General features: G+C 64.8%; 15 protein-coding genes and 1 tRNA gene. 6 read left to right on the top strand and 10 right to left on the bottom strand.

Translation table 11 applies throughout. The features are described from left to right. Nucleotides 1–10: 10 nt before the first annotated feature. Complete coding sequence (locus CIT40_RS13955) at nt 11–2299, bottom strand: arylsulfatase (protein ID WP_094896523.1); 2289 nt, start codon at nt 2297–2299, stop codon at nt 11–13. A gap of 121 nt (nt 2300–2420) precedes the next feature. On the opposite strand from CIT40_RS13955, the gene CIT40_RS13950 reads away from it, so the two are divergent. Beyond that, on the top strand, nt 2421–3095 hold the full coding sequence (locus CIT40_RS13950; RefSeq protein WP_162307487.1) for a TetR/AcrR family transcriptional regulator: 675 nt from the start codon (nt 2421–2423) through the stop codon (nt 3093–3095). 17 nt (nt 3096–3112) lie between these two features. Here CIT40_RS13950 and CIT40_RS13945 read toward each other — a convergent pair whose 3' ends face one another. The 3 genes from CIT40_RS13945 to CIT40_RS13935 form a co-directional block, all read right to left on the bottom strand. Continuing rightward, nucleotides 3113–3475 carry a DUF1428 domain-containing protein gene (locus tag CIT40_RS13945; protein WP_162307486.1) on the bottom strand — a complete coding sequence of 121 codons (363 nt, stop codon included), beginning with the start codon at nt 3473–3475 and terminating at the stop codon, nt 3113–3115. Between the two features lie 167 nt (nt 3476–3642). Continuing rightward, nucleotides 3643–3716 (bottom strand) — tRNA-Gln (locus tag CIT40_RS13940). A gap of 177 nt (nt 3717–3893) precedes the next feature. Further along, nucleotides 3894–4091: a hypothetical protein gene (locus tag CIT40_RS13935; RefSeq protein ID WP_094896520.1), complete on the bottom strand. Its 198-nt coding sequence runs from the start codon at nt 4089–4091 to the stop codon at nt 3894–3896. Between the two features lie 140 nt (nt 4092–4231). Here CIT40_RS13935 and CIT40_RS13930 point away from each other — a divergent pair, with 140 nt between their 5' ends. After that, nucleotides 4232–4963 carry a DUF3750 domain-containing protein gene (locus CIT40_RS13930; RefSeq protein ID WP_094896519.1) on the top strand — a complete coding sequence of 244 codons (732 nt, stop codon included), beginning with the start codon at nt 4232–4234 and terminating at the stop codon, nt 4961–4963. 41 nt (nt 4964–5004) lie between these two features. Here CIT40_RS13930 and rnz read toward each other — a convergent pair whose 3' ends face one another. Continuing rightward, entirely contained in the window at nt 5005–5907 is a 903-nt protein-coding gene (gene rnz, locus CIT40_RS13925) for a ribonuclease Z (RefSeq protein ID WP_094896518.1), read from the bottom strand. 47 nt (nt 5908–5954) lie between these two features. Continuing rightward, nucleotides 5955–6965, bottom strand: a complete 1011-nt coding sequence (locus CIT40_RS13920; protein WP_094896517.1) for a zinc-dependent alcohol dehydrogenase family protein — start codon at nt 6963–6965, stop codon at nt 5955–5957. A gap of 84 nt (nt 6966–7049) precedes the next feature. Here CIT40_RS13920 and CIT40_RS13915 point away from each other — a divergent pair, with 84 nt between their 5' ends. Continuing rightward, nucleotides 7050–7397 carry a MerR family transcriptional regulator gene (locus CIT40_RS13915; RefSeq protein ID WP_094896516.1) on the top strand — a complete coding sequence of 116 codons (348 nt, stop codon included), beginning with the start codon at nt 7050–7052 and terminating at the stop codon, nt 7395–7397. A gap of 22 nt (nt 7398–7419) precedes the next feature. Here the strand turns inward: CIT40_RS13915 and CIT40_RS13910 are convergent, their stop codons facing one another. The 4 genes from CIT40_RS13910 to CIT40_RS13895 form a co-directional block, all read right to left on the bottom strand. Next, the gene (locus tag CIT40_RS13910) at nt 7420–8403 is read right to left on the bottom strand and encodes an antibiotic biosynthesis monooxygenase (protein WP_094896515.1); all 984 of its coding nucleotides are present in this window, start codon (nt 8401–8403) and stop codon (nt 7420–7422) included. Between the two features lie 11 nt (nt 8404–8414). Beyond that, a complete protein-coding gene (guaD, locus tag CIT40_RS13905; RefSeq protein ID WP_094896514.1) occupies nt 8415–9812 on the bottom strand; it encodes a guanine deaminase in 1398 nt (465 codons plus the stop codon). A 15-nt stretch (nt 9813–9827) separates the two neighbouring features. After that, entirely contained in the window at nt 9828–11045 is a 1218-nt protein-coding gene (locus tag CIT40_RS13900; RefSeq protein WP_094896513.1) for a multidrug effflux MFS transporter, read from the bottom strand. 311 nt (nt 11046–11356) lie between these two features. Continuing rightward, the gene (locus tag CIT40_RS13895) at nt 11357–12130 is read right to left on the bottom strand and encodes an alpha/beta fold hydrolase (RefSeq protein ID WP_094896760.1); all 774 of its coding nucleotides are present in this window, start codon (nt 12128–12130) and stop codon (nt 11357–11359) included. Between the two features lie 155 nt (nt 12131–12285). On the opposite strand from CIT40_RS13895, the gene CIT40_RS13890 reads away from it, so the two are divergent. From CIT40_RS13890 to CIT40_RS13880, 3 genes are all read left to right on the top strand, one after another. Further along, a complete protein-coding gene (locus CIT40_RS13890; protein WP_094896512.1) occupies nt 12286–12936 on the top strand; it encodes a GntR family transcriptional regulator in 651 nt (216 codons plus the stop codon). Next, nucleotides 12933–14462, top strand: a complete 1530-nt coding sequence (locus CIT40_RS13885) for an aldehyde dehydrogenase (RefSeq protein ID WP_094896511.1) — start codon at nt 12933–12935, stop codon at nt 14460–14462. Before CIT40_RS13890 ends, CIT40_RS13885 begins: the two co-directional genes overlap by 4 nt. A gap of 74 nt (nt 14463–14536) precedes the next feature. Continuing rightward, nucleotides 14537–15904, top strand: coding sequence for an MFS transporter (locus tag CIT40_RS13880; protein WP_094896510.1), 1368 nt, complete (start codon nt 14537–14539; stop codon nt 15902–15904). Nucleotides 15905–15920: the final 16 nt, after the last annotated feature.

Below are 15920 nucleotides of genomic sequence, written 5' to 3'. Positions count from 1 at the left end.
GCTCGCGCCGCTACTGCCGCGCCATCTGCGCGTTGCCGACGGCTTCGCCGTCGAGCCGCTGGTCACTGTGCATGGTGACGGTGACGCGCAGCAGTCGTCCGGCGAATTCGAACGGCGTCTCGTAATGCGACACGGGGCTGCCGCGGTCGCGGCCGATGTCGAGTCCGGACCACGAGATCAGCGTGTGAAAGCCGAGCTGGGTCTGGAGCGAACCGGCCGGCTCGCGGTCGATCAGCAGCGTGTATTCGGTCACGCCGGTGCGCGAGCCCTTGGCCGGCGCCTCCTTGCGCACAAGCCTCTCGACGTGCACCGCGAGCCGCCGCGCGCCGGACGGCACCTTGCGGTCCGACCGCACGATCTGATGGCTGCCGCCGATGTTGAGATCGTGCACGAGATGGCCGTCGCTGACATAGAGGCTGTAGCCCGACGTCGCATCGCCGTGCGAGATCAGCACGCCGTCGGCGCCGGCCTCGCCGATCTCGACATGGGCCTCGATCGTGTAGCTGCGGCTGCGCACGTCCGGCGCGACGTCGGTCGGCACGTGCCCCATGCCGGCGTGGAAGACGAAATGGTGGCGCGCGCCGTGGAAACGCGCGGCATTCTCCGCAAAGCGGGGCCCGAAGCGATCGTCGAGCGGCAGCACCTTGTGCTTCTCGGCCTCGTCCCACCATGTCGCAATCATCCGCGCCAGACGCTCCGGCTCCTTCGTCGCAAGGTCGTTGGTCTCGGAGAAATCGGCGTCGAGATGGAACAGCTCCCATTTATCGTTTTCGAACGGCGTGCCCGATGGATGGAACGCGACCGCCTTCCATCCCGCCTGCCAGAGACCGCGATGGCCGAACATCTCGAAATATTGGGCTGAAATCTTTGACGGCGCCGACGCGTCCGCGATCGAACGCGCAAAGCTCTCGCCTTCCAGCGGCATCTGCCGGCAACCCGCGATATCAGCTGGCGCCTCGATGCCGATCAGTTCCAACAGCGTCGGCGTGAGGTCGCAGGCGTGGACGAACTGGTGCCGCAGCTCGCCTCTGGCCGCGATCCTGTTCGGCCAGTTGATGACGAAGGGATCGCGGATGCCGCCGCCATGGGTGTTCTGCTTGTAGCGCCGCAGCGGCGTGTTGGAGGCCATCGCCCAGCCATGCGGAAAATTGCTGTGGGTGTCGGGTCCGCCGATGTCGTCGATGCGGGCGAGCTTCTCCGCGATCGGCTCCGGCTTGAAGTTGAACGGTCCCATCGCGTTGACGAAGCCGAGCGGCCCGCCCTCCTGACTCGCGCCATTGTCGGACATCACGATGATCACGGTGTCGTCGCGGATGCCGGCCGTGTCGAGGAATGCGACGAGGCGCGCCAGATGGCGGTCGGAATGGTCGAGCATGCCGGCAAAGGCCGCCTGCAGCCGGGTGAAGACGCGGCGTTCGTCCTCCGAATGCTCCTCCCAGGCCTTCACGCCGTCGTTGCGCGCGGGCATCCGCGTATCCCCGGGGACGAGGCCCATCGCCTTCTGGCGCGCGAGACGCTGCTCCCGCTCGACGTCCCAGCCATGGGCGAAGGCGGCATCATAGCTCCTGATGATCTCGGCCGGCGCCTGGTGCGGCGCGTGGCAGGCCCCGAGCGCGACCCAGGTCAGCCATGGCACATCAGGACGATCGGCGACGTGATCGCCGATGAAGCGGATCGACTGATCGATCAGATCCTCGGTCAGATGATAGCCGTCGGCATGAGTGCCCGGCGGATCGATATGCGTGTTGTCGGAGACGAGCTCCGGCGCGTACTGGTCGGTCTCGGCGTCCAGGAAACCGTAGAAGCGATCGAAGCCGCGCCCGAGCGGCCAGCCGTCGAACGGACCGGTGGCGCCGCTCTCGGTCAGCGGCGTGACGTGCCATTTGCCGACCATGTAGTTGCGATAGCCATGCACCCGCAGCATCTCGGCCAGCGTACCCGCCTCGCGCGCGATCTTGCCGCGATAGCCGGGATAACCGGAATCGAAATTGGCGAGGCACCCGACCCCGACCGAATGATGGTTGCGCCCGGTGAGCAGCGCGGCGCGCGTGGTCGAGCACATCGCCGTGGTGTGGAAGCCGCTGTAGCGCAGGCCCTCCGCGGCGAGCCTGTCGATGGTCGGCGTCCTGATCGCCGAGCCGTAGCAGCCGAAATCCGAGAAGCCGACGTCGTCGAACAGCACGACGAGGATGTTCGGCGCGCCCGCGGGCGGCTTTGGCGCATCGGGCCACCAGGGCTTTGACTCCGCAACCGTCTTGCCGACGGTGCCGCGGAACGGCGTGCCGCTGCCTGCGCTCATCTGATCCTCCCTGCCGGATCCGCTGTTTCGTTGTCCTGGCGCCCGCGGTTGACCCGCGGCGCGCCCCATCCTAAATTATAATCAGAATTATGATTATGATTTTTGGCGGATGCAAGCCCAGATGCGCCCACGGTCAGACCAGCCGGAGCTTCGCGATTTCGACCTGCCGGGTGTCGCCCCGTCGCGGCAGAAGCGCAGCCGGGAAACCACGCTGGCGCTGCTGCGCACCGGCGCCGACATGCTGAAGACGCGCAGCCTCGCCGAACTCTCGATCGAGGCACTCTGCACCGAGGTCGGCGCCACCGTCGGCGCCTTCTACAGCCGCTTCGAGAGCAAGGAGACCTATTTCAACGCGCTGATGGCACTGGCCACCCGTGATGGCGAGCAGCGGCTGGACGAGATCAGCCCCCCGTCGCAGGACACAAGCCTCGACCGGCTCTGCCAAATCATCGTCGGCGGAATCATCGCCTGGATGCGCAACCACGAGGGCGTGCTGCGCGCCGCCCTCCAGCACGACGACACCCGCCCGGACCAATGGACACCGTTCAAGGCGCTCGCGAAGGCGACCACTGCGCGCGCCACCCCGCTCCTGCTGCCGGCCATGGGCAAGGGCCGCAAGGCGGCAAAGACCCGCGCCATCGCATTCGGTTTCCAGATCGTGCTGGGCACGCTCGTGAACGCGATCCTCAACGATCCCGGACCGCTGTCGCTGCCGTCCAAAGAAATGGAGACGCGGCTCGCCGGATGCCTGGCGCTGCTGCTGCAGGCCGAGATCGACCGCGCGCCTCCGAAATAGGCCCCTTGCCCCCGCTGTCAGCCGACGATGTCGCTCGCCCTGAGCAACGTCGTGAAGCCGCCATAGATCATGCGCTTGCCGTCGAACGGCATGCCCTCCATCTTCAGCCGCGGGTCCGCCATCACCTTCTTGTTGACGGCATCGCGGGTCTCCCGGTCGCGGTAGACGATCCAGGAGAACACCACGACCTCGTCCTCCTTCGCCATCACCGCGCGCGGAAACGAGGTCAGCTCGCCATAGGGAACGTCGTCGGCGATGCATTCGACGTAATCGAGCGCACCGTGCTCCATCCAGATCGCACAGGCGGTCGTCGCCAGCGTCTTGTAGGCCTCGACCTTGTCCTTCGGCACGGCCAGAACGAACCCATCGACATAGGGCATCACGGATCTCCTCGATTTGTGTGCCCCAAGGACGATGGAGCGCGCGGCGATCCGACCGGGCAGACGCGATTCCTGATGAGGCAATCGGTCGCGATCGGCGGAGCGGCCGGGGACCAATCGCTGTCACTGAGGGACCTGGGGAGCCGGACCTTGGAAGGACCCGGAGCTGGCTGGGGAACCTGGATTCGAACCAAGACAAACAGAGTCAGAGTCTGTTGTGCTACCGTTACACCATTCCCCACCGAAGCGCTTGAAATCGCTAAGCTTTCTTCGGAAGTTTTGCAAGGCAGGCTGACTGTTTTGCAAATCAGCGGCTCGCAGGCCGCTCATATAGCCGCGCTGACCTTCGCGGTCCAGCCCTTCTGTAAACATCCTCGGCTTGTTCTCGCTGCGTTCGCGTGGACAAGACGGGACTGTCTCAACCCACGTCGATCCATCGCTGCACCGAGAACTCGAAGGCGGGCGCGACCACCGTGGATGCGAGCAGCATGCCCAGGGTCTGAAACAGAATTCGCCAATCGCTCACAACGCGCGGATTGACGGGCGTGACCGGATCGAACTCGATCCGGATAAGGAGAAAATGCGAGAGATCGACGCCATAGAAGGCGTCACTCAAATTTGGTCGGGAGCGACCATGTCAGGCGATCTCGCAACGAGCAAAGCAGAACCCTATTCGACCTGTCATTGTGAAAGTGCTTTCATCGCCTATATCCTCGAGACTCCGTTCCGAAACCCGATCTCTCCTTGCGAAGACCCTTGCTCATTTTCTTCCTGCTTCTGTTCGTGCCGATCGGCCTGTCGGCCGCGCGGTACTATTGGCTTGGAGACGGCCGCGGCAATTGGCAGACGGCTGACCGCTCCAGCGCGGGCCTGCTGCCACGGGCTTCTTCGCATCCCGATGCCCTGATCCGGGTTTATGCGGCGCGAACGGTCCGTTGGCGAAGTATCTTCGCCGTCCACACGTGGATCGTCGTCAAGGAAAAGGATGCAACCAGCTACAGCCGATACGACTACACCGCGTGGGGCGAACCGATTCGGAGCAACGGCTTCGCCCCCGATGGAAGGTGGTTCGGCGCCCTGCCGGAAACCGTCGTCGCCGTAGATGGGCCGCGGGCCGAGCTTCTCATTCCCAGGATCCGGACTGTGATCGAGACCTACAAGTTTCGAGCCTATGGCGACTACAGCGCCTGGCCGGGACCGAATTCAAACACCTTCGTACAAGCCGCTCTTGATGCCGTGCCGGAACTTCGCGCGGTTCTGCCGCCGACCGCTATCGGCAAGGATTATCCCTATTCCGGGGAATGGATTGGGCTGACCGCCTCGCGCACCGGCTTCTATGCCTCGCTCTCCGGCTATCTCGGCCTGACGCTAGGCTGGGTCGAAGGCCTCGAGATCAACTTCTTCGGCGCCGTGCTCGGCCTCGACATCCGGCGGCCCGCCGTCAAGCTGCCGGGCATCGGCCGCCTCGGTGTTGCCGCCGGTCTATAGCGCCGGACGAGACGGCGATTGGCGATGTTTCGTCGCGACGGTCAGATCACGTTGTGATCGAAGTCGGCGGCGATCCGGCTGTTCGGAAAGATCCTTGCCGCCTCAGCGAGAACCTCTTCGTCCTCATAGCGTCCCGACATATGGGTCAGCACGAGCTGCTTCACATTGCTCGCCGCCGCAACCGACGCCGCTTCTGCCGCGGTGAGATGCCCGTAGTCCCGCGCGGTCGACGCGTCACGATCGAGGAACGTTGCCTCGATCACCAGCAGATCGGCATCAGCGATGTGTTGCGCCAGCCCCTCGGTGGTTTCGGTGTCGCCGATCACGACGAGCCTCTTTCCGCCGCTCGGCGGACCCAGGACGTCTTCCGGATCGATCGTGCGATCGGCGATCACGACAGCTCGTCCCGCAGCCAATTCTCCACGGATAGGGCCATCCGGCACGCCGAGGGCCGAAAGGCGCTCCGACAAGAGATGACGGCGCGCGGGGCTTTGGAAGACGAATCCAAAACTGTCGGTGTCGCGGTGGCGGACCGGAAAGCAGTCGATGGCGAAGTCGCCGGCATCGAGGATTCGTCCTGCAGCCAAGGCTGCGAACTCCACCGGAAGCGGCGCCCTGCCCGCACCCCACAAGCCTGCCAATATCCGGATGACGGTCTCGAGCGTGGCCGGGCCACCATGAACCGTCATCACCTCGGCGCTCTGCCGCAGGCGCAGCGTCGAGAACAGGCCGGGGATGCCGAGCACGTGATCGAGATGCGCATGCGTCAGCAGGATGCGGTCCAGCCGCCGAAAGCCGGCGCCACTACGCAGCAACTGGCGCTGCGTGCCCTCGCCGCAATCGACCAGCATGCGCTGGCCGGCCGCTTCGATCAGCAGGGCCGGATGGTTGCGTTCGGAGGACGGAACGCTCGCAGAGGTCCCGAGAAATGTCAGGGCGAACATGGTCGTCGTCTGTCCAGAGATGATGCCGCCCTGACGTCTCCGAGACCTTACAGCTTCACAACGACCTTGCCGAAGTGGGAGCCGGTGCGGAGATGGGCGAACGCGTCGGGGACCTCGTCGAAACCGTACACCCGGTCGACGATCGGGTGGATTGCCTTGTCGGTCAAGAAGCGATTCATGGCGGTGAAATGCTCGCGCGATCCGACGGTGACACCGATGATGTCGGCGTTCTCCCACTGAAGACGCGCGAGGTCCGGCTTCGGACCAAATCCTGTCAAGACACCGATCTGGACGATCTTGCCGCCCGACGCGACCGATCTCAACGATCGGTCATAAGTGCCGGGTCCGCCGAGTTCGAGGATATGGCTGGCGCCTTCGCCGTCCGTCGCCTTCATCAGCGCGGCATCCCACTCAGGCGTGTCGCGGTAGTTGATGAGAATAGAACCGCCCAGCGCCTTGGCGCGGGCGAGCTTCTCATCCGAGGAGGATATCACGATCGCGCGCGCGCCCAGCGCCGCGGCGAACTGAAGGCCGAACAGCGCGACGCCGCCTGTTCCCTGGACCAGCAGCGTGTCGCCTTTGCCCATCCCGCCGCGAGCGATGAGGCCGTGCCAGGCCGTAACGCCGGCACAGGGCAAGGTCGCCGCTTCGACCGCGGACAAGTGCGCCGGCGCGGAGACAAGCGCGGTTGCCGGCAGCACGACATACTCCGCGAGCATACCGTCCATGGTGTTGCCACCAAGGGCAGACGGAACATAGCTGGACTTGAATGGTCCCGCGACCCAATCGCGAAAGAACGACGCGACGACGCGGTCTCCGGGTTGCCATTGCGTAACGCCCGAACCGATGGCGTCGACGACGCCCGCGCCGTCCGACAACGGCACGCGACCATTCAGCCCGCCTTGGCCAACGCGGTCGAGGATCATCAGGTCGCGATAATTCAGGCTTGCCGCTTCGATCCGGATACGGACCTCGCCGCCGGCGGGTTCAGGTCGACTGACATCGGCCAGCACAAGGCCCCCGGCACCGGCATCGCCGTTCAAATGGTAAGCTTTCATCGTTGCTCCTCCGCGATGGTGTTCACATGGACGAGCACGACCTGTAAGGTCTGACAGCACTGTCAGGGTCAAGAGGATTTTTCAGTGAAGATAGGTGAGCTCTCCCGCAGGACGGGAGTCAGTGTCCGGATGCTGCGTTACTACGAAGCCGAAGGACTGCTTGCGCCGCAGCGGACAGACTCCGGCTATCGCGATTATGGTCCGGCGGAAGAGGAGACCGTTCGGCGGATCAAAATGCTTGGCGCGGCCGGGATGACGCTGGAAACGATCCAGCAATTGCTGCCGTGCGTACGGAACAACGATCCGGAATTCACGCCGTGCAACAATCTGCGCAGAATACTCGCGCAGCAGGTCAGCCTCATCGATGAACGCATCGAGACGCTCAGCCAAAGCCGGACGATTCTGGCGGGCTTCCTGTCGAGTGTGAACTGAACGCCAAACCGCCTGCTCGGCCTCACCGCCCCCAATGCCACGCGAGCAGCAGCGCGTACAGAGCCATCGAGGCGGCATAGAGCGCGGCAAGAAGTGCGTAGCCCGCGATCTGGCGACTGAGCGCGGCCTTCGGCGTGACCCACCAGTCGAGCGCCCTGAAGGCGGCCGGCACCAGCCACCAGCCAAGCAGCTGGGTGCTGACGAGATTGCCTGCGAACAGCGACAGCCAGACCGGCACGCCATGACTGTCGATCAGCGGCGCGCTGATGAAAGTGCCCCAGAGATAGACCACGGGATAGAGCACCAGGAGGACGATGAGGTTGCTCTTCCAGATCAGTGCCGCGCTTTGCTCCGGCGCGCGCGTCTTGCCGGCGGGAAACCAGAAATTGAAGCCATAGCTTGCGCGCTTGACATTCATGCCGGCATTGAAGCGCCCACCCTCCTGCAGCAGCGTCTGCCGCATCGGCGAGTCGAGCCAGGCATTGAGGTTGGCATCGCTGTCGAACGACAGGATGATGATCCATTCGTCGTGCAGGCCCGGAATCGGCCGCTCGATCTTGTGGCGCAGGAAGCCTTTGAATTCGGCTTCGGCGGCCTGGATGCGCTGTTGCCATGTGAGGAACGCGTCCTCGAGGCCGTCAGGCACCTTGAAAGAGATGACGGCAGAGACAGCGCTGTCGCGCTGAACGCCGGTGTCGGGCAGGATATGGACATCCTCCGAACCGACGAAGAAGCGCTGCACCTCGGCGATCAGCCGCGCCCGCACCTCGCTCTGAAGCCAGGCGCGCGCCGCGGCCGGGCTGGCGAAACGCAAAATCGTCACCCAGTCGACATGCGCCGGCGGCTGCGGCGGCACCACCTCCTGCCCCAGGAACCCGGGCCAGGCCTTGAGCACGTCGCCGACCTCGCCGTTCCAGCGCGAAAACGCGGCAAAGCCGTCGTCCGCTATGCGGCGCTGGATGACGAGGGCGACCGGCTGGCCGGCTGTGTCAAGGGATCCGCTCATGAGCTGCCGTCTCAGCTTTTCTTGTAGAGACGCTTGCCCATCACCCAGGTCTCGTCGACGCAGCGATCGTCGCCGACCATCATGACGCCGAACAGCATGCTCGCGGCCTCGTCCATCGTGCGCGGGCCGGCGCCGTCGGCGATCAGCGACTGGTGCCACGCTTGCGCGATCTGGCCGCCGTTCGGATCGAGTGCGACGAAATCGGCCTCCTTGCCCGGCTCGAAATTGCCGAGCTTGTCGTCGATGTAGAGGCCCTCGGCACCGCCGAGCGTGATCGACCAGAAGCCGCGATAGGGCGAGAGCTTGTTGCGCTCGGCCTCGGCCAAGTCCTTGCGCACGGGATCGATGCTGCCGTCGAGCAGCGTGTTGTTGCACATGCCGACCTTGTAGGCGTCGTCAAGCACGGAGATCATCGAGAAGCGGTTGCCGCCGCCCATGTCGGTGCCGAACGACATCTTCACGCGGTGCTCCGGATCGGTGGCGCGGCCGAGGCGGAACAGGCCGCTGCCGAGAAACAGGTTCGAGCACGGGCAGAACACCACCGCGGCGCCCTTCTTCGACATCCTGCGGAACTCGTTGTTCGAGAGATAGACGCCGTGGCCGCCGGAGAATTTTGGACCGACCAGGTCGAATTTCTCATAGACGCCGAGATAGTCCTGGCAATCCGGATGCTCGACCAGCACGCCGCTACATTCGGCCGGGTTCTCGGAGATGTGGGTGTTGACCCAGCAATCCGGATGCTCGTGCTTGAGGCGCTGGCACGCTTTGAGCAATTCCGGCGAAGCACCGAAGGCGAAGCGCGGCGTGATGGCGTAGAGGTTGCGGCCCTTGTTGTGATACTCTGCGATCAACCGCTTGCTGTCGCGATAGAAATTCTCGGGCGTGTCGATGAAATCCGCCGGCGCGTTGCGATCGATGCCGGTGAGGCCCGCGATCACGCGCATGTTGCGGCGGGCGGCTTCCTCGAACAGTTCCTCGGTCGAGACCGGCGAGGAACTGGTGAAGGCCTGGCAAGTGGTGGTGCCGGATGCCAGCAGCGCGTCGAGGAAACGCTTGACGCCCTCGCGCGCGTAGTTGCGATCCCGGTATTTGAGCTCTTCCGGATAAACCCACTTCTGCAGCCACGGCAGCAGCTGCTCGCCATAGGCCCCGAGCACGCGGGTCTGCGGCAGATGGATGTGGCCGTCGATGAACCCGGGGACGATGATGCGGTCCTTGATATGGGTGACCTCGATGCCCGGACGCGCGGCAGCAACCTTGTCATGAGGACCGAACGCCTTGATGACGCCGTCGGTGACGACCATGAGGCCGTCCTGGTAAAAGCGCGCGGCGGCCTGCTCGTTGCCGACGTGCTTCCAGGGATCGTCGATGAAGTCGAAGAACGTGCCGCGAATGCCGACGGTGGTCATGAACTGGTTCCTTCCTTAGGACTGTGCGGCGTGGTGCGCCGACGGCAGCGAGACCGCGAGCAGCGTGCCCCCGATGGCGCAGAGGCCGAGATAGAGCCATCCGATCGGCGCCTGGGTTGCTTCAGGCAACACCGCCGTGATCGCCATGGCACCGCTGACGGCGAGATAGCAGAGCGCGCTGATGAGGCCGCCGATCAGGCCGTGGTCGCGCTCGAACAGGCCGAGCGCCATGCCGTACATCATCGGGCACAGCACCCCGCAGCCGCCGAGCACCAGCGCACCGCCGATCGTGATCGACGCAAGATCGAGACCCCAGGCCATGCCTGTTACGGCCAGCACAGCCGCGCCGACAACAAGCAGCGCGAAGGCGCCGAACCCCGTCACGCGCGCGGGCACGACGCGCGCGAAATGCGCGCAGCCGAGCTCGCCGGCGAGATTGACTCCGCCAAGGCCGAGGGCAACGAGGCCGTAGATCGCCGCGGAATAGCCGAGGCCGGTCTGGTAGAAGAACGGTGCGACGACGCCGAAGGCCAGTTGCGCGCTCGCCGCCGCGGCGAACACCAGCACGAAGGCCAGGAAGCCCGGACGGACAAGCGCGTCGCGCAAGATGCCGGCGGTACGGCGCGGATCGAACGGCGCGCGCCGCTCTGCCGGCAACGTTTCGGGCAGAAGCAGCATGACGATCGCAGCGACGACGGCCGCGGCGACGGCAATGAAGACGAAGACACCGCGCCATGACGTCAGTTCGACGATGAAGCCGCCGGCCGCGGGCGCGAGCACAGGCGCTAGCCCCCAGGCCGCGCCAAGCAGGCCGGAGATCGCGGTGAGCTCGCGGCCGCGAAAGCAGTCGGCAGCAACCGCATAGGCCACCACGAGGCAGGTGCAGCCGCCGATGCCTTGCAGGAAGCGCAAGCCAAGCAGCAGCGGGGCGCTGGTCGCGAGCGCACAGGCGACGCTCATCGCGATCAGCACGGCGAAGCCCGCAAGCAGGACGTTGCGGCGGCCGAGCGTGTCGGAGGCGATGCCGACCGGCACCAGCGCCAGGCTCATGCCGAGCATGTACGCGGTGACGGTGTTCTGCATCGCGGCGGGATCGGCGGCGAGATCCGCTACCATCTGCGGCAGGCCGGGCGTGTAGGCATCGAGCGGAATTTGGCTGAACGGCACGACGCACAGCAGGATCGGCACGATCCCCCGCTTCGCGCAACCGGCGTCCGAAGCAAGTGCAGTCATCAACAACGCCCCCGTGGTCTCCGCGGTCCCCGTCTTTTCGTGCGCGCGTTGAGACGCGACGATGCAGGTCGCGGATCTTGACGCGCGGGAACGTGCCAGAACTGTGTGTAAAAACCCTTAGGGATTCCGGTTCAATCCCGGTAGCTCGTGCCCCGAACCACGTAGCGCGATGGCGCTCCCGTCAAAAATGCGAAAACAACCCCATGCACAGTAGGGATCGCACCGGAATCATTGATCTTTTTCAAATTCGGTAAGGGCGAAATATTCGCTTGCTCCGTCGGGCAAAACAGGTCCAGAACCAAACGCGCTGATCACCGCAAGAATTCCTCGATGGCTTCGAGAAATTGTCGCGGCGATTGGAGCTGCGGCACATGCGCACAACCTTCGAGGATCCTGAGTTCGGCGCGCGGCAGTCCGGCGGCCAGCTCATGTGACATCGGCGGCGGCGTCGCTTCGTCATGCTCGCCAACTAACACCAGCACCGGCACTTTCACCGCGACAAGTTCTGAGCGGAGGTCGAGGCTTGCCAATGCGTCGCACGCCGCACGAAACACCTCCGGATCCGTCCGCAGAAACGCAGCACGGCGATCCTGCATCAGCTCAGGATGTTGCGCCTGAAACTCCGGCGCGAACAGGCGCCGCATCGCGACGTCGGTGATCGCCTCCAGCCCCTTGTCCCGCGACACCTTCGCCATGTTGCGAAATGCTTCGCGGCCGGGCTCCGAGAACGCCGCGCCGCTGTCGGCGAGAACGAGCTTGCTGGCGATGTCGGGATGCCGGATCGCCATCTGCAGGGCGACGAAGCCGCCATAGCCATTGCCGAGCACGATCGCCGGCGCACCGCCCGCAGCATCGCGCACGGCCTCGGCCATTCGGTCCGCAATCTTGGCAAGGCCGCCGTCCACCGCGCGCGACCTGCCGAAGCCCGGCAGCTCCGGCACGATGATGCGAAACGATCCGGCAAGCCCGGGCACGATCGCATCGAAACTCGCACGGTCCGACAACAGCGAGTGGAAGAGGAACAGCGGCGGCCCCTCGCCCGATTGCGCGGCGTTGACGGTCCCGTTGGCAAGAAGCCTGTCCATGTCCGGTCTTTCCCCGACTGCGTCGACCGGCCCGCGCGTGATCGCAGGCCTCATCGGTCCGATTGATAAATCAAATCGGCGGGATTACAAGCTTTTGGGCCTTGACGTGAAATATCAGGATTGCCAAATTAAAGCCAACGAGGTTCCAAAATCTCATGCTTTTACGCGAAAACATCTACGATCTCCTCAGGTCTGATATTTTAGCATGTCGCCTTGCTCCCGGCGATGAAATGCGGGAGCAGGATTTGGCCGAGCGCTATTCGGTGAGCCGTCAACCGGTCCGGGATGCGCTTTTGAGGCTGCAGCGCGAGCACCTTGTGACGGTGCAGCCGCGCCAGGGCTATCGGGTCACGCCAATCTCGCTGTCGGACGCGCGCGACCTGCTGCGCTTCCGTCTTGCGCTGGAGCCGGCCTGCGTCACCGAGGCGATCGAGAGCGCGCCGGACAGCGTCTTGAAATCGCTCGACGAGTTCCGGCGCTTCGCGGGCAACCACGAAGACTTCATCGCCTACAATCGCGGCTTCCACACCGCACTGGCGCATGCGTCCGGCAATCGCCGGATGGCGACCGCGCTGTGCGACCTGATCGGCCAGGCCGACAGGCTGGTCCGCGTCAGCGTGTCCAATCTGAAAGGCCACGATCCTGCAAAGCTCGTCGCCGAGCATGTCGCCCTGATCGACGCCATGCAGAACCGCGAGGCGAGAACCGCCGCGCGCATCATCAAGGCTCATATCGGAGCCACCGAAAAGCGTGTCCTGCCGGCGCTCAAGCGCAACGCCGTCATCGTCGAAGAGAGGTCGTCATGAACATCCCGTCAAAACCGGCGTCGATCGACGTCGAAATCCACGGCAATTTCATCGACGGGCGTGAAGTCGAGGCCGGAGGGGGCGCGCTGCTTGACGTTCGCAATCCCGCGACCGGCGACGTGATCGCCCGCATCCCCAATTCCACCGCTGAGGACATCGACCGCGCCATGAAGAGCGCGCGTGCCGCGTTCGAAGGCAAGGCCTGGGGCGGCATGGACATTCGTGCACGGTCCAGGCTGGTCAACAAGCTCGCCGATGCCTTCGAGGCCAATCTGGACAGCCTGTACCGGCTCGAGACCCTCAACAATGGCCGCCCGATCAACGAGACCCGCGCGCAGCTCTCCCGCCTGCCCGACTTCTTCCGTTACTTTGCCGGCGTAGCGCTGGCGCGCCGCGACTCCGTGATCCCGGTCGAAGGCGCATATCTCAACTACACGCTCCGCACCCCCATCGGCATCGTCGCCAATTGCACGCCGTTCAATCATCCGCTGATGATCCTGTGCAAGTCGCTCGCCGTGGTGCTGGCGACCGGATGCGTCACCGTGGTCAAGCCGTCCGAATACACGCCGCTGACGACGTTGAAGCTGGCGCAGATCTTCACCGAGGCAGGCCTGCCGCCCGGAGTCTTCAACATCGTTCTCGGTCTCGGCCAAAGCGCCGGCAAGATGCTGGCCGAGCACGGTGACATCAACAAGCTGGTCCTGACCGGCGGCACCGAGGCTGGCCGCATCGCCGGCAGCGCGGCCGCAAAAGTGTTCGCGCATCAGACCATGGAGCTCGGCGGCAAGACGCCGGTGATGGTGTTCGACGATTTCGACGTCGACCGCGCCGTCAACTACGCCGCGTTCGGCGCTTTCATCGGCGCCGGACAGACCTGCGTCTGCGCCTCGCGCCACATCGTCCAGGCCTCGATCTACGACGAATTCGTCGAGAAGCTGCAGGCCAAGACCCGCACGATCCGCGTCGGCGATCCCTTCGATCCCGCCACCCAGATGGGTCCCGTGATCTCGGCCAGGCAGCGCGACCGCGTGCTGTCTTATGCAGGTTACGGCCGCGAAGACGGCGCGCGTCTCGTCACCGGCGGCGTCGCCGCCAAGGTGCCGGGCCACGACAACGGCTATTTCGTCGAACCGACGGTATTCGCCGACGTCAGATCCGACATGCGCATCTTCCAGGAGGAGGTGTTCGGTCCCTTCACCTCGGTGACGCCGTTCAAGGACGAGGCCGATGCGCTACGGCTCGCCAACGACTCGCCGTTCGGCCTGGCAGCAGCCATCCGCACCCGCGACGTCGCGCGCGCTCACCGCGTCGCCGCCGCCGTCAAGGCCGGCATCGTCTGGATCAACGACCATCACCGGCTCGACCCGGCCTCGCCCTGGGGCGGCGTCGATGATTCCGGCATCGGTCGCGAATGCGGCATCGAGAGCTTCAACGACCATTTCAACACCAAGAGCGTGATGGTCGCGACCCACGAGCAGCCGTTCGACTGGTACCGCGACACGGCCAACCAGAAGCGGCTGAACTAGCAGAACTGCAAGCGGCCGACCGCTCATAGAAGGCGGCCCGCATCAACCAGAACAACAGTCAAGGGAGAGCGTCAATGTCGACATCGGTGAACGCAGGCGGCCGTCTGGATCGGCTGCCGATCGGTCCATTCCACCGCCGCATCATGCTGTTGATCGGCATTGGCATGTTCTTCGACGGCTTCGACATCTATATCGCCGGGACCGTCCTCAGCGTCACCCTGAAGACCGGCTTCTCGACACTCGCCCAGAACGCAGCCTTCATCTCCGCGACCTTCGTCGGCATGATGCTGGGGTCGTTCGGCACCGGCTTTCTCGGCGACCGCTACGGACGCCGCTTTACCTATCAATTCAATTTGCTCCTTTTCGGCATCGCCTCGCTTGCCGCCGCGTTCTCGCCGAACATGGCCTTCCTGATCGCCTGCCGCTTCGTGATGGGCGTCGGGTTGGGCGCGGAGAACGTCGTCGGCTATTCGACGATGACCGAGTTCGTGCCGGCGCGCACCCGCGGCAAATGGCTCGGCCTCACGGCCGTCTGCGTCGTCACCGGCCTGCCCGTCGCGCTGCTGGTCGCCTCCGTGCTGGTTCCGCAATTCGGCTGGCGCTCGATGTTCGTGCTCGGCGGCGTCGGCGCGCTCGTCGTGTGGTACATGCGCAAGTCTCTACCGGAATCGCCGCGCTGGCTGGAAGCCGTGGGGCGCACCACTGAGGCGGAAACGCTCATGCAGGCCATCGAAAAGGAGGCGGCCCAGGGGCAGCCCCTGCCCGCGCCTGCGGCCACCACACCGGTGCCGGCGTCCCCCGATCTCGCCACGCTGTTCACTGCTCCCTTGCTGTCGCGGATGATCGTCGGCGCTGTCTGTCTGATCACGATCAACACTCTGCTCTATGGTTTCGTCACCTGGCTCCCTGTGTTCTTCGTCAAGCAAGGTCTCTCTATCGCGACCTCGTTCAGCTATTCGCTCCTGATGGCGCTCGGTGCGCCGATCGGTGCGGCCATCGGCGCAATGACAGCCGACCGCTGGGGTCGCAAGCCCACCATCATCGGCGCGTCGCTGGTCACGGTGGCGCTCGGGATCGTGTATCCGATGATCTCCGATCCGATCCTGCTGCCGGCTGTCGGCTTTGCATTGACCGTGCCGATCTACATCCTCGTCGCGCTTCTGTTCGGAATCTACATCCCCGAGCTGTTCCCCACCGAAGTCCGCCTGCGTGCGTCCGGCATCGTCAACACGCTGGGACGCGGCGCGACGATCGTTACGCCGTTCCTCGTGGTGTCGCTGTTCGAGTCGCGCGGCGTGGCCGGCGTGATGGCGCTGATGATCGGACTGCTGGTGGTGCAGATCATCACGGTCTGGGCGCTGGGCATCGAGCCGCGGCATCGCAGTCTCGAGGAGCTCAAGGCCGAGGAATCGGCAGCGCCAGTGCTGAAGGAAGCTTCCTGAGGCAAGCTCGGCCTGC

Origin of the sequence: Bradyrhizobium amphicarpaeae, assembly GCF_002266435.3 — a bacterium.
In the GTDB taxonomy this organism is placed as follows: Bacteria; Pseudomonadota; Alphaproteobacteria; order Rhizobiales; family Xanthobacteraceae; genus Bradyrhizobium; species Bradyrhizobium amphicarpaeae.
The sequence above is the reverse complement of the archived record's forward strand: the minus strand, read 5'-3'. Positions and strand labels throughout refer to the sequence as shown.

What these genes read in the sequence shown, in the direction of transcription:
- CIT40_RS13895 (WP_094896760.1), bottom strand. Translation starts at nt 12,130, where the DNA reads ATGGACAGGCTTCTTGCCAACGGGACCGTCAACGCCGCGCAATCGGGC.
- guaD (WP_094896514.1), bottom strand. Translation starts at nt 9,812, where the DNA reads ATGACCACCGTCGGCATTCGCGGCACGTTCTTCGACTTCATCGACGAT.
- CIT40_RS13955 (WP_094896523.1), bottom strand. Translation starts at nt 2,299, where the DNA reads ATGAGCGCAGGCAGCGGCACGCCGTTCCGCGGCACCGTCGGCAAGACG.
- CIT40_RS13950 (WP_162307487.1), top strand. Translation starts at nt 2,421, where the DNA reads ATGCGCCCACGGTCAGACCAGCCGGAGCTTCGCGATTTCGACCTGCCG.
- CIT40_RS13880 (WP_094896510.1), top strand. Translation starts at nt 14,537, where the DNA reads ATGTCGACATCGGTGAACGCAGGCGGCCGTCTGGATCGGCTGCCGATC.
- CIT40_RS13900 (WP_094896513.1), bottom strand. Translation starts at nt 11,045, where the DNA reads ATGACTGCACTTGCTTCGGACGCCGGTTGCGCGAAGCGGGGGATCGTG.
- CIT40_RS13945 (WP_162307486.1), bottom strand. Translation starts at nt 3,475, where the DNA reads ATGCCCTATGTCGATGGGTTCGTTCTGGCCGTGCCGAAGGACAAGGTC.
- CIT40_RS13890 (WP_094896512.1), top strand. Translation starts at nt 12,286, where the DNA reads ATGCTTTTACGCGAAAACATCTACGATCTCCTCAGGTCTGATATTTTA.
- CIT40_RS13910 (WP_094896515.1), bottom strand. Translation starts at nt 8,403, where the DNA reads ATGAGCGGATCCCTTGACACAGCCGGCCAGCCGGTCGCCCTCGTCATC.
- CIT40_RS13920 (WP_094896517.1), bottom strand. Translation starts at nt 6,965, where the DNA reads ATGAAAGCTTACCATTTGAACGGCGATGCCGGTGCCGGGGGCCTTGTG.
- rnz (WP_094896518.1), bottom strand. Translation starts at nt 5,907, where the DNA reads ATGTTCGCCCTGACATTTCTCGGGACCTCTGCGAGCGTTCCGTCCTCC.
- CIT40_RS13885 (WP_094896511.1), top strand. Translation starts at nt 12,933, where the DNA reads ATGAACATCCCGTCAAAACCGGCGTCGATCGACGTCGAAATCCACGGC.